The following is a 22,646-nucleotide window of genomic DNA, read 5'->3' on the forward strand; positions in this document are numbered from 1 at the left end:
AACCTCCTAATACATTCTAAATTGTTCACGGAAGATCTCATCAATCGATTTACCGTATTGGTTGCGAAGAACAGTTGTGTTTTCATGCAACAGAATACGTCCTTGATTGATAAAGAGCGCTTCATCCAAGACTTGTTCAACGTCCGCAATCAAGTGGGTTGAAATCAATACTGATGAGTTTGGACGACGATTTTGAATGATGGTTCTAAGAATGTAATCACGCGCAGCAGGATCCACTCCACCAATAGGTTCATCAAGAATGTACAAATCCGCTTCACGGCTCATGACCAAAATTAATTGAACTTTTTCCTTATTCCCTTTAGAGAGTTGTTTCAATTTTTGCTCTGGGTGCAAATGTAAATCATTCAACAATTGATAAGCACGTTGAGCATTGAAATCCTTATAGAAGTCTTGGAAGAAACGAAGGGTTTCTGAAATTTTCATATTCTCATCCAAATACGTTGTATCTGGCAAATAAGAAACGACTTGTTTGGTTTTTGCAGAAGGTACTTGGCCATGGATGTAGACATTACCAGAAGTTGGTTGCAAGAGCCCATTCACTAATTTAATAATGGTAGTTTTCCCACTTCCGTTTGGTCCTAACAAACCAATGATACGACCCGGTTGAATATTGACACTCACATCACCTAAGGCAATATGTTTACCATACACTTTTTGAACATGGTCTAAGTAGACCAAAGGGTACTGATTCATAATCTTCTCCTTAATTTAATAATGATTCTATTATAACCTTACTAAGAAGTGATTGCAAGATATAATCGTAAAAGAAGGTAGAATGTTCGTACTATTTGACATCCAAACCATCTTCACTAAAAAAGAGGAACATCTGTCCCTCCTTTAAAGCAATCTTATTTAATTCCTAAAGCAATTCGCGCATAGCGGCTCATCTTCTCAACCGTCCAAGCTGGATACCAGACCAGTTTCACATCGACCTTGGTCACTTCTTCCATTCCCGTTAAGGCATCATAAATCTGATCCGTCAGCAAGTCTGCCAATGGGCAACCCATGGTGGTTAGGGTCATATCGATTTCTGTTTCACCAGTTTCACCATCAAACCGAATTTCGTAGACCAAACCAAGGTTGACAATATCAATACCTAATTCAGGATCGATGACCTGCTCTAGATTTTCAAGAATACGGTTTTTAATTTGTTCGATTTCTTCTGTCGTATAACTCATTCTTTACTCCTTCTTCACACGGTTCATCCCCATGAAGAATATTTTTATTTACAGCAAGCCCTAGATTCAAAGGGCGCTAGAAAAGGGCGCCCGAACCTAGGTTGCTTTTCCATTTCTAGGCAACCGTTAAGAATGTCCACTGGACATTCCTCGCTTCCGAATTTCTGGGCTCGGGTTAAAAAGATCCACAGGACTTGGGTCGCTTTTATATTTCTAGGCGACCGTTAAAAATGTCCACTGGACTTGGGACGCTTTTACATTTTTAGGCGACCGTTAAAAATGACCACTGGACCTTCCTCGCTTCCGAATTTCTGGGCTCGGGTTAAAAAGGTCCCCCGGACCTGGCCACTCTCTTGTTTTTGGGTGGCCGTTAAAAAGGTCCCCCGGACCTTTTTAATCCTCTATAAAGTCACGTAATGGTTTGCTTCTGCTTGGGTGGCGGAGTTTGCGGAGGGCTTTGGCTTCGATCTGACGGATCCGTTCACGGGTCACGTTGAAGACTTTCCCCACATCTTCCAAGGTCCGCATTTTTCCATCATCCAAACCGAAGCGGAGACGAAGCACGTTTTCTTCCCGATCTGTCAAAGTATCGAGGACTTCGTCCAACTGTTCGCGTAGAACCACACGAGTGGTGTAGTCTACTGGATTTTCAATCACTTCGTCTTCGATGAAATCTCCCAAATGGCTATCGTCTTCTTCCCCGATTGGCGTTTCCAAAGAAACAGGCTCTTGAGCAATCTTCAAGATTTCACGGACCTTATCTGGTGTCATATCCATGCGTTCAGCGATTTGTTCAGGTGTTGGATCTTGTCCCAATTCTTGCAAGAGATTGCGTTGTTCACGAACCAACTTGTTAATAGTTTCCACCATGTGAACAGGGATCCGAATGGTACGGGCTTGGTCTGCAATGGCACGCGTGATAGCCTGACGAATCCACCAAGTCGCATAAGTTGAGAACTTAAACCCTTTGGTATAGTCAAACTTATCTACCGCCTTCATCAAGCCCATATTTCCTTCTTGGATCAAATCCAAGAATTGCATTCCGCGACCAACATAGCGCTTCGCAATGGAAACAACCAAACGAAGATTGGCTTCTGCCAAACGTTGCTTGGCTTCCAAATCACCTTGTTCCACCAAGATGGCCAATTCTTGCTCTTCTTCATTAGTTAAAAGAGGAACGACCCCAATTTCTTTCAAGTACATCCGTACTGGGTCATTGACCTTGGCAGAGTTGCTTCCAAGCAATTCCTCATCCGTCAGCTCTGGTTCTTCCTCTTCATTGTTCAAGACACGCGCACTTGGATTGCCTTCCTTATCTGTGATGGAAATTCCAGCATCTTGAATCCGTTGCAACAAATCTTCAATCCCATCGGCATCCAAGGTAAAAGGAATGACCAATTGATCATTGATTTCATCATCTGTTGCAGTACCACTTTTTTTATGACTACGAATAAACTCTGCAATTTGGACATCTAAAGTTGTGATATCTTTTTGTTCTTTCGCCATTCCTACTCCATTCTTCTTTTTTGAGCGATTAAGCGCTCTAGTTCCAACAAAGCCTGATCCGCATCTCCACTGTGAGAGGCTTCTCGGACTTTTTTTCCTATTTGTTGACTTTCTTTACGGAGAAGTTCCCGATTTCTCGTTTTTTCCACTTCTTCCAACTCATTCTCCGCTATTTCATCCGGTAAATTTTCTTCTAGCATCAGATACCAGGCCCGTTGCACTTCCTCTGTCTGCTCTGACAAATCCTGCGATGTCACTTCTCCATTTTGACAAAGAAGTTGGTACAAGGTTTGCAAGGCAGGGGTATCAAATGAAAAATCTGTTCGAAGACGATATTCATTCAAAACATAAGGAAAGTCCTTCATCCGATGAAGGAGATGATTCTCAGCCCGAACCAGGCGAGGCAGTTTTTTTTGCACGACAGTTGGACTAGCAACTGGAGCCTGTGTCTGAATTTTCCCTTGCTCCTGACGCTGGCTACGCATCTGAAGTCGACTAGCATTAACCGTCTGTTCTACCTGCAAATAATCAAAGTCGACCAAGAGATCGGCTAATTTATAAATGTAGGTGTTTTGTGCCGTTACAGATGGCGTCTGAGCAATTAAGGGAGCCATTTTTTCGACAAATTCAATCTGCGCCTGCAAATTTTCAATATTGTCTGGCTTCCAATAATCCATGAGAAACTCTACCCGACTGAGACGTGTTTTTTCCAATAAGTCCGCCAAAGCTTGAGGAGAATTCTTATTGAGATACTCGTCTGGGTCCATCTGATCAGGAATCTGGACGACCTCTACCTCCTGTTTTTCCAGGACCTCCAAAGCCTTTGCTGTCGCCAGCCTTCCCGCTTTATCCCCATCATAGGCCAAGATAACCTTTTTGGTAAATTTGCTCAGATGGGCCACATGTTCCTGCGTGAGGGCTGTCCCCATGGAAGCAACGGCATTCTCAATCCCAGCTCGGTAAGCTGCGATGACATCCATGAAGCCTTCCATCAAGTAAAGCTCATGGTTCTTCTTCGCAACTTGCTTGGCCTTATCCAAATGGTAGAGCTCATAACTCTTGTTAAAAAGGAGCGTACTGCGGCTGTTCTTGTATTTCCCCTGATGCTTTGTCCCTTCAGCTTGGTCACGCCAAAGTCGACCAGAAAAAGCAATAACTCGACCAGTATCGTCCGATAAGGGAAACACGATGCGATCTTGAAAAGCATCATACATAGTCCCCATATCACTAATATGAAAGAGACCCGACTCAGCCATAATATTTTCTGAAAACTTTCCAGAAACACTCTGATACAGATAATTCCCTTCTGCTGGTGCTAGGCCTATTTGAAAATGCCGAAGCACCTCATCATCAAGTCCTCGATCATAAAGGTATTGCCGAGCATCCTCTCCCATCTTTGTCGTCATCAGGATCGCATGATAGAATTTGGCAGCCTCTTGATGAATCTCATAAAAGGGGTGTTTCCCATCTGCTTGGTGTCCCCTGGACTGAGATGGAGCAAGAGCTTGCACTTGAATGCCTACCTGATCTCCAACAATTTGAACAGCTTCCATGAAGGAGACACCACGATAGTCTTCGATAAACTTAAAAACATCGCCTGATTTGCCACAACCAAAACAATGATAGAACTGTTTATCCTCGACTACATTAAAAGAAGGCGTCTTTTCACCATGAAAAGGACAGAGACCTAAAAAGTTTCGTCCTGCCTTTGTCAATTGAACGACTTCTCCGATTACATCTACAATATTCACACTGTTTTTAATTTCTGAAATCAGTTGTTTGTCAACCATAAACAGTGCCTCCATTTTACCATAGAATATCATTAACTATTTTAAACTAATTTTTGTCAATTGTAAATCATTCAGATTGATTTTCATCCTATTTTTCCACATCTTTCCACACTTTCTAGAATCAACAGTTTGCTTAAATCAACTTTTTAAAAAAATTTGAGCATATTTATTGAATACGAAAAAAATTTCAGTTATACTATGCTCTGTAAAAATTTATTATGAAAGGACATATTTAGGATATGTTAAAAGATTTGAAAGCTTTTCTCCTTCGTGGGAATATTGTTGACCTTGCTGTCGCAGTCGTTATCGGAGCTGCATTTGGAGCTATCGTAACATCATTTGTTAACGATATCATCACTCCACTTATTTTGAACCCAGCTATGAAAGCTGCTGGTGTTGAAAAGATTGCACAATTGTCATGGAACGGTGTTGCTTACGGTAGCTTCTTGAGCGCTGTTATCAACTTCCTTGTTGTTGGTACTGTTCTTTTCTTCGTAGTAAAAGCTGCTGAGAAAGCTCAAAACCTTGGTAAAAAAGAGGAAGCTGCTGAAGAAGAAGCTGCTCCTACTCAAGAAGAGTTGCTTGCTGAAATCCGCGACTTGCTTGCAAACAAATAATCAGATAAAAAGATCCGATCTTCTAGCTAGAAGGTCGGGTTTTTTATCTTCAATTTTTCTAGAGAAACAAAAAACAGACCGAAGTCTGTTCTTGTATTCAATTAGAATTTTTTACGTTTACGAGCTGCTTCTGATTTACGTTTACGTTTTACAGAAGGTTTTTCATAGAATTCACGTTTGCGTGTTTCTTGAAGAGTACCAGCTTTAGTAACCGCGCGTTTGAAACGACGAAGAGCATCGTCAAGAGATTCATTCTTACGTACTACTGTTTTTGACATGTTTTTCACTCCCTTCAAGTTCAAGATCTACTCTATTATACACGGAATTCTTAAGATTGTCAAGAAAAAGTTAAAGGAATTCATCACTTGTCACTATCTAAACCTTTATCAAATCTGTTCGAAGATTCATTTTTTTCTGAACTCCTGTTATTCATAACGATCATACAGGTTTGATATTGCTTGTTCGAATGCTTCTAATTCCTCCCAATAATTCATTGGGAAATTGCTAATTTTACTTAGATCATTCTCATCAAAATGATAGACCAGATGGCGCAAAATTTGAGTTTCTATCCAGCGCAAATCCCTTAGTTGCTCGATATTAACTGTTTCCAATCTTACTAGATACTGACAAAGAGCAGCAAGTGACTTCGAATGAAACACTTTCTTCTCATGCAAATAATATAAAAAACTAAAATAATCAGCTCTTCTATTATCTTCTATTAGATTCCTTTCTTTCATCCCTACTCCTTTTATAAAAACGATTTACTCTGCAAAAGATAAAAACACTTTCCGTAGTGCTACGAAAAGTGTTCTAGTCTTACTTATAAAGGTAGCTAAAGAGAGCAATGGCAGCGATAGCAGCCAAGATTGGTGCTACAACTGGTACCCAAGCGTACCACCATTTTGAATCTCCCTTGTGTTCTCCTAGGACAGATTTTGGAAGGAAGGCGTGAAGCAAACGTGGACCAAGGTCACGGGCAGGGTTCAAACCAGGTCCTGTAGGACCACCAAGTGATGTCACCAAAGCCATAACGAGGAATCCAAGCGCCAAGTGAGCCACTCCTAAACCAGGAGCATCTGCTTGAGCCAAGGCCAATTTTGCTGCTGTTGAATTCGCATCAAAAATTCCACCTTGCTCAGTAGCAGCTCTTTGAGCTAAGCCAACAATCTCTGCACCGAAGAAGTGTTTTGTTAAACCAAGTGCACCGAAGAAAAGGACGAATGATCCAGCAAACTCGTTGATGAAACCGTTGATAGTTGCTGCTTTACGTGATTCTGGAGTTCCTTTATCCAAGCTAGAAATCGTTGAGAATGTTCCCAAGATATTGTTTGGATTTTCCGTTTGAAGGTAGTAAGGACGGTGCGTCGCAACGACAACCAATTGTCCGAACATGGCTCCAAGAATTTGAGCAACGATGTAGTATAAAACATTTTCCCATGGGAAGAGTCCGCTAACTGCAAGACCAATTGTAAAGGCAGGGTTGATATGGTTACCAGAAACGTTACCAAACATCAAAGCTGGAATCATAACACCCATTCCGTACCCGATTGCAATCACAAGCCATCCACTTTGATGCCCCTTGGTACCCTTCAATTCAACGTTTGCAACAGCACCATTTCCTAAAATAATCAAGAAAGCTGTTGCAATAAATTCGGTCGCAACTTTAACCCAAAAATCAAATTGCATTTTTGAATAATCTCCTTATAAATAAAAATAATAATAATTTATTCTATCAGAATATCGAACACTTGTAAATAAACCGAACATTATTTTTAAAAAATATATCTTAATCCCTTGATTCATTCTTTTTAATTCTTGTATTATCCTCCACTTTCTATTTAACTCCGAATTATGATACAATAAGACTAGTTACACATCACAAAGGAGATCTCATGTCTGAAATCTATGACATTACCATTATTGGTGGTGGCCCTGTTGGGCTTTTTGCTGCCTTCTATGGCCATATGCGTCAAGTAAAAGTGAAATTGATTGATTCCCTTCCTCAACTAGGAGGTCAACCTGCTATTCTCTATCCTGAGAAACGTATCCTAGATGTCCCTGGTTTTACCAACCTAACAGGGGAAGAATTGTCCAATCGGTTGATCGATCAATTAAAAACATTCGAGACCGACATTTGTTTGAATGAAACTGTTTTGGACATTCATAAAAACGAAGATTACTTCCTAATTAAAACCAATAAAGACCAACATTTCAGTCGTGCTGTCATTATTGCTATGGGCGGCGGTGCCTTCAAACCACGTCCATTAGAAGTGGATGGGGCTGAAGAATTTGAGAACGTCCACTACCATGTTTCAAATATCCAACAATATGCTAGCAAACAAGTTGCTATTCTAGGTGGAGGAGATTCGGCTGTCGATTGGGCCCTGGCCTTTGAAAAAATCGCACCGACAACTCTGGTACATCGTCGTGATAATTTCCGAGCTCTCGAACATAGCGTTGAGGAATTAAAGGCTTCTTCTGTCTCTATTCAAACTCCTTATGTTCCTAGTCGCTTAATCGGAGAAAATGGCCGTGCCAGCCACTTGGAAATCACCAAGGTCAAATCAGATGAAACCCAATTACTCCCTATCGATGAACTCTTTGTCAACTACGGCTTCAAATCGTCAGTCGGCAAATTAAAAGAATGGGGCTTGGATCTCCAACGTCATAAAATCCTCGTGAATCGCAAACAGGAGACCAGTCGGGAAGGAATCTATGCTTGTGGCGATTGTTGCTTCTATGATGGGAAAATTGATTTAATTGCAACCGGCTTAGGCGAAGCTCCTACAGCAGTGAATAACGCCATTAACTACATCTATCCAGATAAGAAAGTTCAACCAGTTCACTCGACTAGCTTATAAGAAAAATCCTTTGAATCAAAAGATTCAAAGGATTTTTTCTGCTTACAAATTATCCAATTCTTCTGCTATCTTATTGATTTTTCGCAGGCGATGATTGACCCCACTTTTGGTTAAGGGAGTTTTCAAGGCATCCGCAATTTGCTGGATGGAATAGTCAGGATTCTGGATTCGAACATAGGCAACTTCCTGAAGCTCGACCGGAAGGCCACCTAATCCAATGGTATCCATGATTTTGACGATATTGTTAATGGTCTTCATACTAGCTGTGACCGTCCGCGCAATATTGGCCATTTCAGCATTATTGGCTCGATTGAGATCATTGCGCGCTTCTCGCATGACCTTGACAGACTCAAATTCTTCCAAAGCCTGCTTGGCTTCTACCAAGATGAGGAAATCAATAATATCCTCTGCCCGTTGCAAATAGGTAACGACTCCTTTTTTACGTTCGATGGTCTTGGCATCTAACAAAAAGTGTTGCATGAGGTTGGCCAAGTCCTGGGCATGGTCGGAATAAACAGAGCTAATCTCTAATTGATAGCGACCAGACTCCGGATCCTTGATGGTCCCACTTGCTAAGAAAGCGCCTCTCAGATAAGCTCGACTCGCTTCATCTTCTTCTAAAATTCTTGGGTCAATCCCCGTCTCAATACCAAAGAAAGAATCTGCTAAGTGCAGGTCTGCAAGAATCTCTTCAACCTTTTCATCGATAGAAACGGTATAAACGCGATTCTTTTTCAAATTGGTTTTTTGGTGGTGACGAATGTCCGATTTGACCTGATAAAACTCTACAATCAATTCGTAGATATGGCGGGCAATCTTAGCATTCTCCGTGGTCAGAGACAAACTTAAGCCCCCCATACTCAGACCCAAACTACCTGACATCTTAATCAGAGCAGACAACTCACTTTTTTCGAAGCGATGTAGGGTCAAAAGCTCCTCTTTTACTTTAATGGTAAAACTCATTTAATCACCTGTACAATTTGCATCAGTTCATCTACCACAGCTCCTCCATCATGGAAGGCGCCGCCGTTTTCCAAGCGAAGGAAATTACTTGAAATAACTCGGGGAACCTGCGATTTTAGACCTGCAAAATCGTGTTCTACTTGAACCAGGTATTCATCAAAGCGATTCGTGTCCATATATTCTTGAGGGACTTTTTCAATATTGACCAAAACAGTATCAATAAAGGGCTTCTTCAAGTGTTTATGAAGGACGGAAACATGGTCACTATCGGTAAAGTGTTCTGTCTCCCCACGTTGGGTCATGATATTGCAGACATAAGCGACCTCTGCTTTTGTCTCAAGCAAGGCCTGCCCAATTTCTTCAATCACTAGATTGGGAAGGATCGATGTAAAGAGGGAACCAGGTCCTAAAATCACCAGATCACTTTCTAAAATCGCATCTACTACTTTTCGACTCGCTTTCGGCGTCTCATCATTATAGGTATTGGTGACATAGACATAATCAATCATGCCCTCATGATGGGCGATTTCACTCTCACCAGCCACCTCTGACCCATCCATAAAGACGGCATGAAGGGTCAACGGTACATCGCTGGAAGGATAAATTTTTCCTGTCGTATGGAAAAATTTAGTCAGCAATTGCATGGCATTATAGGTCGAGCCCTGCATTTCAGAAATCCCGGCAATGATCAAATTCCCAAGAGGATGACCAGCTAGTGGCCCATCGTCTTCTGCAAAACGGTATTGAAAGACTTTTTCATAAAAGCGAGGCATGTCAGACATGGCTACTAGCACATTTCGCAAGTCACCTGGTGGTGTCAATTGATGAATATTTTTTCGAAGTTCCCCAGAACTACCCCCATCATCCGCCACTGTCACAATAGCCGTAATTTCAACATCCTTTTTCCGAAGGCTATCCAAGATGACGGAAATCCCTGTACCGCCTCCGATGACGGTCATTTTTGGTTTTCTCATGAGCGATTCACCGTTTCTTTCCGTCGGTCTTTGTCGCGATGACTCATATTCACCGTCCAATCTTTCGCTAGATCCCGTCCAAGACGAGCTGCAAAGGCTACTGAACGGTGTTGACCACCTGTACAGCCCACTGCAATCGTCAAAACAGATTTCCCTTCTCGCTTGTATGCAGGCAAGATAGGAGCAATCAAATCGTAGAGATGGCGATAAAACTCCTCTGATTCTTGATGGTCCATGACATAGTTATAGACATCATCATCCAAGCCTGTTTGATTCCGTAGCTCAGGTTTGTAATAAGGATTTGGTAGGAAACGAACATCAAAGACCAAGTCCGCATCTAAAGGTAAACCATACTTAAAACCAAAGGACATGACTTCAATCCGAAACTCAGGCTGACTATCTTGTCTAGAGAACTGTTCAGCAATCACTTTTCGAAGATTACGAGGAGTTAATTCCGTCGTATCAATGACATTTTGGCTCATGTTTTTGAGCGGAGCCAAAAGTTCCCGTTCCAACGTAATCCCATCCAAGACACGCCCATCAGCTGCGAGTGGGTGACTCCGACGAGTCTCTTTATAGCGCGCAACCAATTCACTATCGGTCGCATCCAAAAAGAGAATTTTAAAATCAATTCCTTCGTGGTTCTCTAATTCGTCCAAAATGGAGCGAATTTCTGCGAAGAAAGACCGGCTCCGCATATCCACAACGAGAGCCAACTTATTGTTGTCCATCGACAATTGAATCAGCTCAATAAATTTCGGCAAGAGAGCTGGTGGCATATTGTCAATGGTGAAATAGCCCATATCTTCAAAGGATTGAATGGCTACAGTCTTTCCTGCACCACTCATTCCTGTCACAATGACCAGTTGAATTGTTTTTTCTGTATCTGTCATCCTAATCACCTTTTCCTTACAAAAAAGGAGGAGACCATCATCTTTCCAGTTGGTCAGTCGATGGCTCTCACTCCAGCATTCTTATTTCCCGAATGCATTCCTCTATTCAGACTATACTTCTGCAATGACTTCAATTTCAACTTTGACGTCGCGTGGCAAGCGAGCCACTTCTACTGCAGAACGTGCTGGAAATTCACTTGAAAATGCTGTTTTGTAGACCTCGTTAAAAGGGACAAAATCATTCATATCACTTAAGAAACAGGTTGTTTTAACTACGTGATCAAAGTCCGTTCCAGCTTCCTCAAGGATAGCAGCAATATTCTTCAACACTTGCTCCGTTTGTTCTTGGATGGTTTCTCCAACAATTTCACCTGTTTCTGGTGAAAGCGGAACTTGCCCACTTGCAAATAAGAGATTGCCCACAATTTTTCCTTGAACATAAGGTCCAATTGCTGCTGGTGCTTTGTCTGTGTGAATTGTTTTTGCCATTTTCTTCTCCTGATTCCTAATTTTCACTGGATGTTGCTAATTTTTCCCGTTCTAACCGTAACTTACGATTGGGATTCAGCTTATTAAAGAGTTCTTCCAATTTTTCTGCATTCCAAACGTCTGCAGCAGAGACAAAATTTCCGTCTTTATCACGAAAGGATATAGGTTTATCTCCCATCTTCTTCTCCTCTTTACATCTAATTAGTCAACAAATTCAAATTCAAATTTACCGATCCGTACGATATCTCCGTCTTTGGCTCCACGCGCACGAAGGGCTTCATCGACACCCATTCCACGCAATTGACGCGCAAATTTCATGACAGACTCGTCGCGATCAAAATTGGTCATATTGAAGAGCTTCTCTAGCTTATCACCAGACAAGATCCAAGAAGCATCATCATCGCGATTGATCTCGAAGGCTGGTTGGTCCTCATCAAAGCCGTAGTAAACTTCTTCTTGTGCCATATCTTCTTCCGTATAGAGCAAGAATTCTGGTGTTTTGTCTAACAAGTCTGCTGTTGCTTCTAACAAGTTGTCCAAACCTTGATGCGCCAAACTAGAGATTGGGAAGATCTGTGGTAGTTCATCAAACTCGTCGTAATTGGCGGCCAATTTTTTCTTGAACTCTTTCAAATTTTCCTGGCTCTCTGGCATATCCATCTTATTCGCCACGATAATCTGCGGACGTTCCATCAAGCGAAGATTATAGGTTTCAAGCTCTTTATTGATTTGAACATAATCTTCATAAGGATCGCGTCCTTCACTGGCTGACATATCGATGACATGCAAGATGACACGGGTGCGCTCGATGTGACGAAGGAACTGAGTCCCCAGTCCGACCCCTTGGCTAGCCCCTTCAATCAATCCAGGAAGGTCTGCTACTGCAAAGGATTCACCTGACGGCGTCCGAACCATGCCCAAGTTTGGAACGATGGTTGTAAAATGATAGGCCCCAATTTTTGGTTTGGCAGAAGTAATCACACTAAGAAGAGTTGATTTCCCTACTGATGGGAAGCCAACCAGACCAACGTCTGCCAAGACCTTGAGTTCTAATTCGAGTTCGCGTTCCTGACCCGGTTCCCCATTTTCTGAAATCTCAGGTGCTGGATTTTTAGGAGTTGCAAAACGAATATTCCCGCGTCCTCCACGTCCTCCATGGGCAACAATGTACTCTTGCCCATTTTCAACCAAGTCGGTAATGACCTTTCCTGTCTCAGCATCTCGGACTGTCGTTCCTTGGGGAACTCGTACATAGAGATCTTCTGCTCCCCGTCCGTGCATCCCTTTGGTCATCCCTTTTTCCCCATTTTGGGCTTTGAAATGCCGGTTATAGCGGAAGTCCATCAGCGTGCGCAAGCCTTCGTCTACAACGAAAATGACATTGCCTCCGCGTCCACCATCACCACCCCAAGGGCCGCCATTGGGAACATACTTTTCACGGCGAAAGGCCACCATGCCATCGCCGCCATTTCCAGCCTTGACCTTAATCTTGGCTGTATCTAAAAACATACTCATAGTTTATCGTTTTCCTTTTATAACCAAGTATTGCTTGGTAGTCCCTTAGTAGGATAGTGCACCCAAAGCTGCAGCAAAGATTGCTCCAACCGTTACAATCAACATAATTACAATGACCAGCATGGTCAATTTTTCAAAGAAAGTTTTTTTGCGTTTTCCGTTGTCTCCAAAAGCCACGTTTTTTACCTCAATTACAATAAATTCATTAGCCCTATTTTACCACGAATAAGGGCATTTTTCAAACATCCACCTCTAGACGTAAGGGTAGCTTTGGATAAAATAAATTTTTCAACCTCCACACTGGTTCAAATCCATTTTTTATCCATCAAATAAAAAAGACTGGAAAATTCCAGCCTTTTAAAAGCGAGTATTATTTTGTTAACTTCTTAGACCGTAACACAGTAAAGCCAACTGCACATCCCAAAATACCAACCAGGATAATCACAGGCGTCATCTTTTCACCTGTACTTGGAAGAACTTTTTTCTTACCAGGTTTTGGTGCTTCTTCTTCTTTAACAGAAGTTGATGATGAGTTTGATGATCTTGGATCTGGTTGTGATTTGGATGGCTCTGGATCTGGACTTGGTTTTGGATCCGGTTGCGGTTTAGATGGCTCTGGATCTGGACTTGGTTTTGGATCCGGTTGCGGTTTAGATGGTTCCGGATCTGGTGTCGGTGGCGTTTGTTCTTTCTCACCCAATCCTTCTCCAGAACCTGTTTCCAATCTCACTTCTCGTGTTAAGCTACGTGGCTCTGGGAAATTGGTTGCTGTCCATGTCAAGCTGTTATGAACGAGATCGCCAACTTTTGTACCAGGAGCTACTTTAGTAGAGTATTCGATGTACATTGGCCAATTGTAGTTATTACCAAAGTCAATAGTAAATCCTGTGATCTGACCAGCTTCATTCTTGTCGAAGACAGCTTTTTTACTGAAATTGTCTAAAACTGGCAGACTTAAAATATGGGCTTCATTTCTAATGCCACCTTCTACTGGACTAAAGCGAACCGCACGGAAACTACCTTCTACCAGTGTCAAACCATCTCCAAATTGATCCTTAATGACCATGCCACGAAGGATATCTTGACGAGCATTTAAGATAATCCGCCATTTTACAATCGTTGGATCCTTTTGATCTTGGTAGCCATATTTCATTTCATAGTCACCAGCTTGACCATCCGTTTTTTCGTAGTTTAACGAAAAATCTGTATTACCAATTTTAAAGGTCAGTGGGGATGTTTTTGTAACAACCTCTGGATCCACTTTCACATCAAAACGCAAAGCTACGCGTTTATTGAGTGGGTGGGAAGCAAAGTAATCGTTAAATGTGACCGTTACTGTCTTGTTTGCTGTATTGACAACAGCTTTCCCGACTGTCTGACCATTTGTTTGACCTTCTTCCACCACATCAAATTCGAGAGCTGTATAGAAGGTTAATTCTTTCGGCAAAGCCAAGGTCAGGGTGTCACCTGCTTGAATGGCTTGTGTATCTGGAAAGGCTACATTGATGGTAGCAGACAATTTCTCGTTTGTTAAGACTGTGGTTCCACTGGTTACTGCTTGGTTATCCTTGGTCAGACTAGCTGTTTGCGTATAAGACAGGACTTCTGACGCTTGAATGTTTTGAACAAAAGCATTTGAAAAGAGGACTGTAGCAACAAGGGCTAGGGACCACATGATTCGACGTAAATATTTCATATTGACCTCCTCAACTCTCGCTTGGAGAGTTCACTTCTTTATTTAATCTTTAAGACCAATTTCATCTTTGACTACAGCAGCAATTGTATCCACATAGTAATCCACTTCTTCATCAGTCGGAGCTTCTGCCATGACACGAAGAAGAGGTTCGGTACCACTTGGACGCACTAAGATGCGACCATTTCCAGCCATTTCAGCTTCCATCTTTTCAATAATCGCACGAATAGCAGGCACTTCCATAGCCTTGTCTTTCATGCTGTTTTCAACACGAATATTGACCAATTTTTGAGGATAGATGGTAACTTCTGATGCAAGGTCTGATAATGTACGACCAGTTTCTTGCATAATCTTGGTCAATTGAACGGCACTCATCTGACCATCTCCAGTGGTATTGTAGTCCATGACAATCACGTGACCAGACTGTTCACCACCTAGATTGTAACCAGACTTCCGCATCTCTTCAACTACATAACGGTCTCCGACAGCAGTCACAACCTTGTTAATACCCTTGGCATCCAAAGCCTTATGGAAGCCAAGATTGGACATAACGGTCGTTACGATGGTGTTATCTTTTAAGAGGCCCTTCTCAGAAAGGTAAGTCCCAATGATGTACATGATTTTATCACCATCAACAAGGTCCCCATTTTCATCAACTGCAATCAAACGATCACTATCACCATCAAAAGCCAAACCAATAGCCGCACCAGATTCTCGGACAGCCTCTTGCAAAGCCTCAGGATGGGTCGATCCTACTTGGTCATTGATATTAAGACCATTTGGGCTTTCTCCAATAACTGTCAAACGTGCTCCTAGGTCAGCAAAGACTTGACGGGCGCTTGTAGATGCGGAACCATTCGCAGCATCCAAAGCCACGTGCATTCCTTCAAGCTGGGTCCCAGTTGAAACTAAGTATTCTTGATACTTACGAAGTCCTTCAGGATAGTCCATCACTGTTCCAAGACCTTCTGCACTAGGACGAGGAAGAGTATCAGTCTCCGCATCCAATAAGGCTTCAATCTCTAGTTCACGGTCATCGTCTAATTTATAGCCGTCATTCCCAAAGAATTTAATCCCATTGTCTAGGGCTGGATTATGACTGGCAGAAATCATGACCCCAGCACTTGCACCTTCAGAACGAACCAAATAAGCTACACCTGGTGTTGCAATTACACCCAATTTATAAACTTTAATCCCTACAGATAGGAGACCTGCTACGAGAGCACTTTCTAACATTTCACCAGAAATACGGGTATCTCGTCCTACGAAAACAAGTGGAGTTTCTTGCTCATGTTGACTGAGGACATACCCTCCGTATCGACCGAGCTTAAAGGCCAACTCTGGCGTCAATTCGACGTTTGCTTCTCCACGGACTCCGTCCGTTCCAAAATATTTACCCATTATGATAATCCTTTCGATGATTCTTTATTAATTGCTATTATTTGATGAGGAACTGGATGAAGAAGAGCTAGAACTTGTCTGTTTCAGCTCAATCTTCATGTATAGCTCTGATGGAGAGATAATGACAGGTAAATCATTCCCCTCGCTATCTACCGCCTTTAAGGAGACGGTTGCCGTATAGGTATTGTTTAAAAGATCTCCTTCAGGGAAGATGGCTTCTACATGATCAACTTTGGCTAAAGTGTCCTGGTCGCTGGTTACAGAGACCTTATCCTCAGAAAAAGTAACATGTGAGAGACTCCACCCTGGGGCAATTTGTTTGTCTGGTACCGTGACGGAAACATCAAACTTTTTCGTTTTTTTCTTACCAATTTTTGCAGTAACTTTCTGAGGTTCGATGGTTGCAGTCAATCCTGAAGGCAGGTCTTCGACCTTTAAGGTGATTTCATGCTGGCCCTCTTTCAGATTGCTAAGATCAGCTACCACTTTAAATTTACGAGTACTAGCCTGCATTTCTGATGCTAAGGCGACACGATTGGACCCTTTCAGAAAGACGGTCACTTCTGAGCTAATCCCACTGACAAAATATTTACTATCGTTATATTTTACATCAATCGGAATATTGGTTAAGGTGTTCGTGTAAGTTTCAGAGCTCACTTGACGCGCACTACTGTTATTCTGGAAATTAACAGAGGTGGCAATGATGAATAAGAGACTTGAGAAAAAGACTGATGTCACAATATAGACAATTTTTCTTTTTGGAATCATTTGATACGTCCTCCAAAAATTCTTGATTTCAAATCTTTTTTTCCTTGATCTTCTGGAATAATGAAGGAACGCAATTCTTGTTCGAATTCTTCGATACTGAGGTCGTGTCTAAAGCTCCCATTTCTCGCAATGGAGATACCACCCGTTTCTTCCGAAACAACAAAGGTGAAGGCATCACTTACCTCAGACAAGCCGATTGCAGCCCGGTGTCGCGTACCGAACTCTTTTGAAATTCCCGTGCTTTCTGTTAAGGGGAGATAAGCACAAGATACAGCAATTTTATCATTGGTGACAATCACTGCCCCATCGTGAAGCGGGGTGTTGGGAATAAAAATATTAATCAGAAGTTCACCCGAAACATCTGCATCGAGGGGAATACCCGTAGAAATATATTCTTGAAGGGTTCTACTCCCTTGAATAGCAACCAAGGCACCAATCTTTCGAGGACTCATATAAGCAACGGCTTTTACATAGGATTGAACCAATTTTTCTTCTGTACTAATCTGGTTGGTTGAGAAAAATTCAGTTGCTCGACCTAATCGTTCTAATCCCGTCCGAATTTCCGGAGAGAAAATCACTACCGCAGCAATGACCCCGTAGGTGATGATTTGGTTGATCAACCAAGAAATGGTCGTCAGACCAATCATATTGGCAACTAACTCAAATAAGAAAAAGGTCAAGACACCACGGACTAAAATCATAATTTTAGTGCCGACAATGGCTTTTATAAAATAATACAATAACCAAGCTACTAGGGCAATGTCAATCAGGTTGACAACCACACTCCATGGAGTGGGAAATAAACTGGCCCAATACTGGGGATTTGACAATTGTTGGATGTTCACAATCTCATACCTACCACTTCTCTTCTAGGCTTTTCACGCAGCTAACAACTGTGGATGATTACTGGAAACACAGGGCTTCTAGCAAATGGATAGCGCGTTCAAACTACTCTACATCATTATATCATGTTTCAACAGATTTTTCTGTAACCTTCTGTTGGTTTTTGTGATAAAATATGAATTATGAAGATTAAGACTAGTATAGGGCTTATTGCCGGAAAAACGAGTAGTCACCTCTTGCGTTTGCTTGGTCGTGGCTCTACCCTTCCTGGAAAAATCGCCCTCCAAATTGATAAAGACATTTTACAATACCTGGCCCAGAACTACGAAATTGTGGTTATCACTGGTACGAATGGGAAAACACTAACAACAGCTCTCACTGTTGGCATTCTTCAGGAGGCTTTCGGACCGATTTTAACCAATCCAAGCGGGGCCAATATGATCTCTGGGATTACAACGACCTTCTTACGGGCTAAGCGTTCGAAATCAAATCGACCGATCGCGGTACTTGAAATTGACGAGGCCAGCCTCTCTCGGATTTGTGATTACATCCAGCCCAGCCTTTTTGTGGTCACCAATATTTTCCGGGATCAGATGGACCGCTACGGAGAGATCTATACGACCTACCAAATGATTTTGGATGCCATTCACAAGGTCCCAACTGCGACGGTTCTGTTAAATGGAGATAGTCCGCTATTTAATAGTCAGACCTTATCCAATCCGATCCAATATTATGGATTTGATACAGAAAAATCAGAGCCACAACTAGCCCATTACAATACCGAAGGAATCCTGTGCCCGCATTGCCACAACATCCTCAAGTACAAGCTCAATACCTATGCTAACCTGGGAGATTATATCTGTGAACACTGTGGTTTCCACCGGCCCCCTCTGACCTATGCCGTATCGGACCTCATCTCTTTAACCCATCGATCTTCCAACTTCCGGATCCAAGGGCAAGATTACCACATCAATATCGGTGGTCTCTACAACATCTACAATGCCTTAGCAGCTGTCTCTGTTGCTGGATTCTTTGGAGTACAACCTGAAGTCATCAAGCAAGGATTTGATCGCAGTCGCGCTGTCTTTGGCCGTCAGGAAACCTTTAAGATTGGGGATAAGGAATGTACCTTGGTCCTGATTAAAAATCCGGTTGGAGCTACTCAGGCTATTGAAATGATCAAACTAGCGCCATATCCCTTCAGCTTGTCCGTTCTTCTCAACGCCAACTATGCAGATGGAATCGATACGAGCTGGATTTGGGATGCCGACTTTGAGCAAATCACCCAGATGGACATTCCAGAGATCAACGCTGGCGGAGTGCGCCACTCTGAGATTGCTCGACGACTTCGGGTCACTGGCTATCCTGCAGAAAAGATCACAGAAATGGCTGATTTAAAAGAGGTCTTCCAACGCATCCAGCAACAGGAAACCCCTCACGCTTACATTTTAGCTACCTATACAGCCATGCTAGAATTCCGTGAACTCTTGGCCCAAGAACACCTGATTGAAAAGGAGATGCACTAATGACTTATACTTCCCTAGAATCTTCTGATCAGGCACAGTATCCCTACAGCCTGCGCATTGCCCATCTCTATGGCAACTTAATGAATACCTATGGGGACAATGGAAATATCCTCATGCTCAAGTACGTTGCGGAAAAGCTTGGAGCCCATGTCACAGTGGATATCGTCTCTCTCAAAGACCGGTTCGACCCTGATGCCTACGATATCGCCTTTTTCGGCGGCGGGCAAGACTACGAGCAGACCATTGTATCTGAGGACCTACCAGATAAAAAAGAAGACCTCGAACGCTTCATTCATGACGATGGCGTGGTTCTAGCTATCTGTGGTGGCTTTCAGCTTCTAGGCCAATACTACATTGAAGCTTCTGGCAAACGCATTGAGGGCCTCGGTATTATGGGCCACTATACGCTCAACCAAGTCAACAACCGCTATATCGGTGATATCAAAATCCATAACGAAGAATTTAACGAAACCTATTATGGTTTTGAGAACCACCAAGGTCGGACCTTCTTGGCTGAGGATGAAAAACCACTGGGCAAGGTCGTCTATGGAAATGGGAACAACAAAGAAGATGGATGCGAAGGGGTTCATTACAAGAACGTCTTTGGTAGCTACTTCCACGGCCCTATCTTGTCCCGAAACGCCAATTTGGCCTATCGACTAGTGAGCACTGCTTTAAAAAATAAATATGGCAAGGACCTTTCCCTACCGGCTTATGAGGAGATTCTAAGCCTAGAGAAGCCGGAAGAGTACGCTGATGTGAAAAGCAAGGCCCCTGCTGAACAATAAGGAGATAATGATGAACAAAAATAATCTACACTACATTGCTTTATTACTTTTAATTTTATTGATTGCTGGTATTTCCCTTGCAAACATGCAATCGGTTACCGTAAATTTCCTCTTGGTCCAATTTAAATTGCCTTTGATCATTCTGATCTTGCTCTGTGTCCTCTTAGGTGCATTCGTCATGAACTTGATTAATTTTTCAAAGGGCTTCTCCCTAAAAAGAGAACTCAAGAGCACTCAAAAGCAACTGGAAGAAGCAAAGAAAGAAATCAAGACAGAAGAAAAAGAAAACAACTAAAAAGCACCGATCGGTGCTTTTTTCATGCTGATGTACCTTCTTTTGCTTGTAATTTCTTGGCGACTACTTGAGCTAGGAGCGAAAAGAGAATAACCCCAGCTCCAATCAAGAGAAATGATTCCATACGGACGCTTGGCAACCAAGTCATCAACCCTTTGGCGATGGGCATAAAGAGAATGGCTAGGGTAAAAATCGTGCTTAAGACCCTGCCCAGATAGTCTCCTTCCACCTTGGTTTGCACTTGGGTAAAAAAGTGGATATTAAAAATCGTCATAAAGAGTTCACAAACTAAATTTCCAGAAAAGGAAAGAAGAGGTGGAAGGGGCAAGCCCATCATGAAGACCCCTACTCCTGTTAGAATCAATAAGAATAAAAGCATCTCCATGCTGGATTTAAATTTATTGGCTATGAGAGCTCCGATGATTGAGCCTATAGCGCCCAAGGTTAAGATAGTTGCATAGGCTCCTTTGACCCCGTAAAGGCGATTCGAAAATGGGAGCAAAAACTCAAAGGCTGCAAAGAAGAAATTGACACTGGAAGCCACCAAGAGGAGTAAGAAAATCTCTTTCTGATGCCAGATGTAGTCTAGTCCATCTTTCATATCCGAAAAAATATCTTTTCCCGTAAAAGGCTTCTTCTCTTGAGCTTTGGCTTCTTCTTTCGGAAGAAATGCCACTAGAACAAAGGCGATGAAAAAAGTTAGGGCATCCAGTAAGAGAGTCGCGTGGAGACTGGCAAATTGTAAAACAAGAAAAGAAAACACAGGAGAGCTGACACCAACAACCTGTAAGACCAACTCCAAGTGGGCATTATAGGTCACAATCTCGTCCTTGTCTACAACTTCTGTGATAATGGCTTTATTAGCCGTACGAGAGAAAGCAAAGGCAATGGCCTGGACAATATTGGCAAAAATCAAGGCCGCAATCATCAAGCTATCATTTGTGATAAAAGAAATGCCCAAACAAAGGAGACCACAAACCAGGTCGGTGGTCATCAAAATCTTACGACGCGAAAAACGGTCTGAAATCACTCCTCCAAAAGGATTCACGAGAATCCCTGTCACTAACTCAGAAATCTGATAGATCCCTAATACCGTCTTTCCTATAGTCCCCATCGAGGCCAACCAGACACTATTTCCGTAGTCATAGAGCATATTTCCAATTTTGTTAATAGCTCCACGACTAATTAATTGGACCGCATGTCGGTTCATAAAATCTCCTTTATCACTGTCCTATTTAGAACATTCATTTTTTACAAATTTATCAAAGTGTTCTTGATAATAGGCCACCTGCTCTGGCAGTCCTAGCACGTCAAAAATATGCATGGCTTCCTGCATTTGCTGCCACCCTTTTTCTGTTTGCCCCTTCTGATAGAGGGCAAATCCCTTGAGATAATGAAAGATATTGCGTTCGTAGAGCTTGATGCTCTTCCCGATAATCTTTTCTACAGAGGCTTCAAAATAGCTGGCATTTTCAAAAGAACAGTGTTCTAAACAATGCTGGTAGCAATTCAGAGCCAGAATCAAGACCAGTTTTCGATGGCGACCAATTTCCTTGTAGAAATCTTCGCGCTCCATCACTTCTCTCCCAAGCCGTGTGACATAGTCCACATCATAAAAGCTATAGAGATTGCCAAAGAGGATCAACTCATACATGGTCCACTCTTCCGTTTGAAAGAGGTAATCCGCCACCTTATCCAGATCACGCTGCTTCATCGTGTAGCTGACATCTCTCTGGCAAATCAGGCCTTGTAGCAGGATCCAGTTCAGCTCAAAATAGAGAGGATTGGTGGAATGTTTGGCTTTTTCAAGTTGTTCTCTTTGAAGCTTTTGAAAACCTGCAATATCATTTGAATAGTAAAGTGGAATAATCTGGGCCATCAAAGCGACATGCTCATGGTGTTAAAAATTTCTGGCCTTATCCATAAAATTCTCAATCGTCACATGGATATTGTCCAAAATGTCAAAGAAGCGCGAAGCAGCCAGATCCGACTCCCCCAATTCAAAACGGGATAACTGGGAGGTCGAGCAAGCTTCTCCTGCAGCTTCTTTCAATGAATAATTTTTACTGATTCGAAATTCACGAAAAACTTTGCCTAAATCTTCCATTTGATTACCACTTAAATTCCTTTAAGTGCCTTTCTAACTCTTGCAAGTACCCTTCGTAGAATCCTTGATCTTCTTTCACGGAAACATCTAATTGTCTTAAGTAGGAAATCAGCCAATCAACCAATAGATCATACTGATGAAGGGGTAGGCGTTTCATCTGCTCTTCAACAAAAGAAATGGCCTCTGCGAAGCGCTGCTCTTCTAGGACTTGCTGAAGATAGTGAGCCCCGTTGATGAGTCTTCCTTCCTCATCCTCATACTGCCCCAAATCTAAATTTTGAATCTGTAGGCGCAAAGTTGTACCAATCATGTCAGCTACACCTTTAACCTGCTTCATAAACCAATCATTTTCAGTAGCCATTATATTCTCCTTATACAAATTAGAAAACTATACTTACTGCGCTAGTGCTTCCCATTC

Annotated in this window: 25 protein-coding genes and 1 pseudogene; 5 read left to right on the top strand and 21 right to left on the bottom strand. The window is 42.3% G+C overall.

The features are described 5' to 3' along the window. Positions 1–6 precede the first annotated feature (6 nt). From EAI95_RS03440 to dnaG, 4 genes are all read right to left on the bottom strand, one after another. Positions 7–714, bottom strand: a complete 708-nt coding sequence (locus EAI95_RS03440) for an ABC transporter ATP-binding protein (RefSeq protein WP_006596589.1) — start codon at positions 712–714, stop codon at positions 7–9. A 155-nt stretch (positions 715–869) separates the two neighbouring features. Further along, the gene (locus EAI95_RS03445; RefSeq protein ID WP_006596590.1) at positions 870–1,199 is read right to left on the bottom strand and encodes a metal-sulfur cluster assembly factor; all 330 of its coding nucleotides are present in this window, start codon (positions 1,197–1,199) and stop codon (positions 870–872) included. Positions 1,200–1,592: 393 nt separating this feature from the next. After that, positions 1,593–2,705, bottom strand: a complete 1,113-nt coding sequence (gene rpoD, locus EAI95_RS03450; protein ID WP_129822197.1) for an RNA polymerase sigma factor RpoD — start codon at positions 2,703–2,705, stop codon at positions 1,593–1,595. A 2-nt stretch (positions 2,706–2,707) separates the two neighbouring features. Further along, positions 2,708–4,495, bottom strand: coding sequence for a DNA primase (gene dnaG / locus EAI95_RS03455; protein WP_129822198.1), 1,788 nt, complete (start codon positions 4,493–4,495; stop codon positions 2,708–2,710). A 239-nt stretch (positions 4,496–4,734) separates the two neighbouring features. Between dnaG and mscL the strand changes: the two genes are divergently transcribed. After that, positions 4,735–5,112, top strand: a complete 378-nt coding sequence (gene mscL / locus EAI95_RS03460; RefSeq protein ID WP_048689389.1) for a large conductance mechanosensitive channel protein MscL — start codon at positions 4,735–4,737, stop codon at positions 5,110–5,112. A gap of 101 nt (positions 5,113–5,213) precedes the next feature. Here mscL and rpsU read toward each other — a convergent pair whose 3' ends face one another. The 3 genes from rpsU to gla all read right to left on the bottom strand — a co-directional run bounded on the left by rpsU (position 5,214) and on the right by gla (position 6,798). Further along, the gene (gene rpsU / locus EAI95_RS03465) at positions 5,214–5,390 is read right to left on the bottom strand and encodes a 30S ribosomal protein S21 (RefSeq protein WP_000048054.1); all 177 of its coding nucleotides are present in this window, start codon (positions 5,388–5,390) and stop codon (positions 5,214–5,216) included. 147 nt (positions 5,391–5,537) lie between these two features. Further along, positions 5,538–5,849: a hypothetical protein gene (locus tag EAI95_RS03470; RefSeq protein ID WP_129822199.1), complete on the bottom strand. Its 312-nt coding sequence runs from the start codon at positions 5,847–5,849 to the stop codon at positions 5,538–5,540. Positions 5,850–5,928: 79 nt separating this feature from the next. Continuing rightward, a complete protein-coding gene (gene gla, locus EAI95_RS03475; RefSeq protein WP_129822200.1) occupies positions 5,929–6,798 on the bottom strand; it encodes an aquaglyceroporin Gla in 870 nt (289 codons plus the stop codon). 206 nt (positions 6,799–7,004) lie between these two features. On the opposite strand from gla, the gene EAI95_RS03480 reads away from it, so the two are divergent. Then, positions 7,005–7,973, top strand: a complete 969-nt coding sequence (locus EAI95_RS03480; RefSeq protein ID WP_129822201.1) for an NAD(P)/FAD-dependent oxidoreductase — start codon at positions 7,005–7,007, stop codon at positions 7,971–7,973. A 42-nt stretch (positions 7,974–8,015) separates the two neighbouring features. Here the strand turns inward: EAI95_RS03480 and whiA are convergent, their stop codons facing one another. From whiA to cdaA, 11 genes are all read right to left on the bottom strand, one after another. Further along, positions 8,016–8,936, bottom strand: coding sequence for a DNA-binding protein WhiA (whiA, locus tag EAI95_RS03485; RefSeq protein ID WP_129822202.1), 921 nt, complete (start codon positions 8,934–8,936; stop codon positions 8,016–8,018). Continuing rightward, on the bottom strand, positions 8,933–9,910 hold the full coding sequence (locus EAI95_RS03490) for a YvcK family protein (RefSeq protein WP_129822203.1): 978 nt from the start codon (positions 9,908–9,910) through the stop codon (positions 8,933–8,935). Before EAI95_RS03490 ends, whiA begins: the two co-directional genes overlap by 4 nt. Beyond that, a complete protein-coding gene (gene rapZ / locus EAI95_RS03495; RefSeq protein ID WP_048717232.1) occupies positions 9,907–10,803 on the bottom strand; it encodes an RNase adapter RapZ in 897 nt (298 codons plus the stop codon). The genes EAI95_RS03490 and rapZ overlap by 4 nt, the downstream gene beginning before the upstream one ends. A gap of 111 nt (positions 10,804–10,914) precedes the next feature. Then, positions 10,915–11,292, bottom strand: a complete 378-nt coding sequence (locus EAI95_RS03500; RefSeq protein WP_129822204.1) for a RidA family protein — start codon at positions 11,290–11,292, stop codon at positions 10,915–10,917. A gap of 16 nt (positions 11,293–11,308) precedes the next feature. Further along, positions 11,309–11,470, bottom strand: coding sequence for a hypothetical protein (locus tag EAI95_RS03505; RefSeq protein WP_048717230.1), 162 nt, complete (start codon positions 11,468–11,470; stop codon positions 11,309–11,311). Between the two features lie 23 nt (positions 11,471–11,493). After that, complete coding sequence (gene obgE, locus EAI95_RS03510) at positions 11,494–12,807, bottom strand: GTPase ObgE (protein ID WP_129268828.1); 1,314 nt, start codon at positions 12,805–12,807, stop codon at positions 11,494–11,496. A gap of 45 nt (positions 12,808–12,852) precedes the next feature. Continuing rightward, positions 12,853–12,984, bottom strand: coding sequence for a DUF4044 domain-containing protein (locus tag EAI95_RS03515; RefSeq protein WP_006596603.1), 132 nt, complete (start codon positions 12,982–12,984; stop codon positions 12,853–12,855). Between the two features lie 193 nt (positions 12,985–13,177). Further along, on the bottom strand, positions 13,178–14,503 hold the full coding sequence (locus tag EAI95_RS03520) for an Ig-like domain-containing protein (RefSeq protein ID WP_129822205.1): 1,326 nt from the start codon (positions 14,501–14,503) through the stop codon (positions 13,178–13,180). Positions 14,504–14,545: 42 nt separating this feature from the next. Then, complete coding sequence (glmM, locus tag EAI95_RS03525; protein WP_129822206.1) at positions 14,546–15,901, bottom strand: phosphoglucosamine mutase; 1,356 nt, start codon at positions 15,899–15,901, stop codon at positions 14,546–14,548. A gap of 27 nt (positions 15,902–15,928) precedes the next feature. Then, positions 15,929–16,669, bottom strand: a complete 741-nt coding sequence (locus tag EAI95_RS03530) for a CdaR family protein (protein WP_126404030.1) — start codon at positions 16,667–16,669, stop codon at positions 15,929–15,931. Then, the gene (cdaA, locus tag EAI95_RS03535; protein WP_129822207.1) at positions 16,666–17,514 is read right to left on the bottom strand and encodes a diadenylate cyclase CdaA; all 849 of its coding nucleotides are present in this window, start codon (positions 17,512–17,514) and stop codon (positions 16,666–16,668) included. The genes EAI95_RS03530 and cdaA overlap by 4 nt, the downstream gene beginning before the upstream one ends. Positions 17,515–17,694: 180 nt before the next feature. On the opposite strand from cdaA, the gene murT reads away from it, so the two are divergent. Genes murT through EAI95_RS03550 form a run of 3 tightly spaced genes read left to right on the top strand, consistent with a single transcriptional unit; the run spans position 17,695 to position 20,121 of the window. Further along, positions 17,695–19,038, top strand: coding sequence for a lipid II isoglutaminyl synthase subunit MurT (gene murT / locus EAI95_RS03540; RefSeq protein ID WP_129822208.1), 1,344 nt, complete (start codon positions 17,695–17,697; stop codon positions 19,036–19,038). Next, positions 19,038–19,826 carry a lipid II isoglutaminyl synthase subunit GatD gene (gatD, locus tag EAI95_RS03545; RefSeq protein ID WP_129822209.1) on the top strand — a complete coding sequence of 263 codons (789 nt, stop codon included), beginning with the start codon at positions 19,038–19,040 and terminating at the stop codon, positions 19,824–19,826. Before murT ends, gatD begins: the two co-directional genes overlap by 1 nt. Positions 19,827–19,836: 10 nt before the next feature. Then, the gene (locus EAI95_RS03550) at positions 19,837–20,121 is read left to right on the top strand and encodes a lipopolysaccharide assembly protein LapA domain-containing protein (RefSeq protein ID WP_129822210.1); all 285 of its coding nucleotides are present in this window, start codon (positions 19,837–19,839) and stop codon (positions 20,119–20,121) included. A 22-nt stretch (positions 20,122–20,143) separates the two neighbouring features. Here the strand turns inward: EAI95_RS03550 and EAI95_RS03555 are convergent, their stop codons facing one another. The 3 genes and pseudogenes from EAI95_RS03555 to EAI95_RS03565 form a co-directional block, all read right to left on the bottom strand. Beyond that, a complete protein-coding gene (locus EAI95_RS03555; RefSeq protein WP_129822211.1) occupies positions 20,144–21,331 on the bottom strand; it encodes an MFS transporter in 1,188 nt (395 codons plus the stop codon). A gap of 21 nt (positions 21,332–21,352) precedes the next feature. Further along, a pseudogene (locus EAI95_RS03560) lies at positions 21,353–22,228 on the bottom strand (XRE/MutR family transcriptional regulator). A 4-nt stretch (positions 22,229–22,232) separates the two neighbouring features. After that, positions 22,233–22,589 (bottom strand): hypothetical protein, encoded by a 357-nt coding sequence (locus EAI95_RS03565; protein ID WP_041826267.1) that lies wholly within the window; start codon positions 22,587–22,589, stop codon positions 22,233–22,235. Positions 22,590–22,646: the final 57 nt, after the last annotated feature.

Source organism: Streptococcus sp. bf_0095 (assembly GCF_004166885.1).
Taxonomy (GTDB): domain Bacteria; phylum Bacillota; class Bacilli; order Lactobacillales; family Streptococcaceae; genus Streptococcus.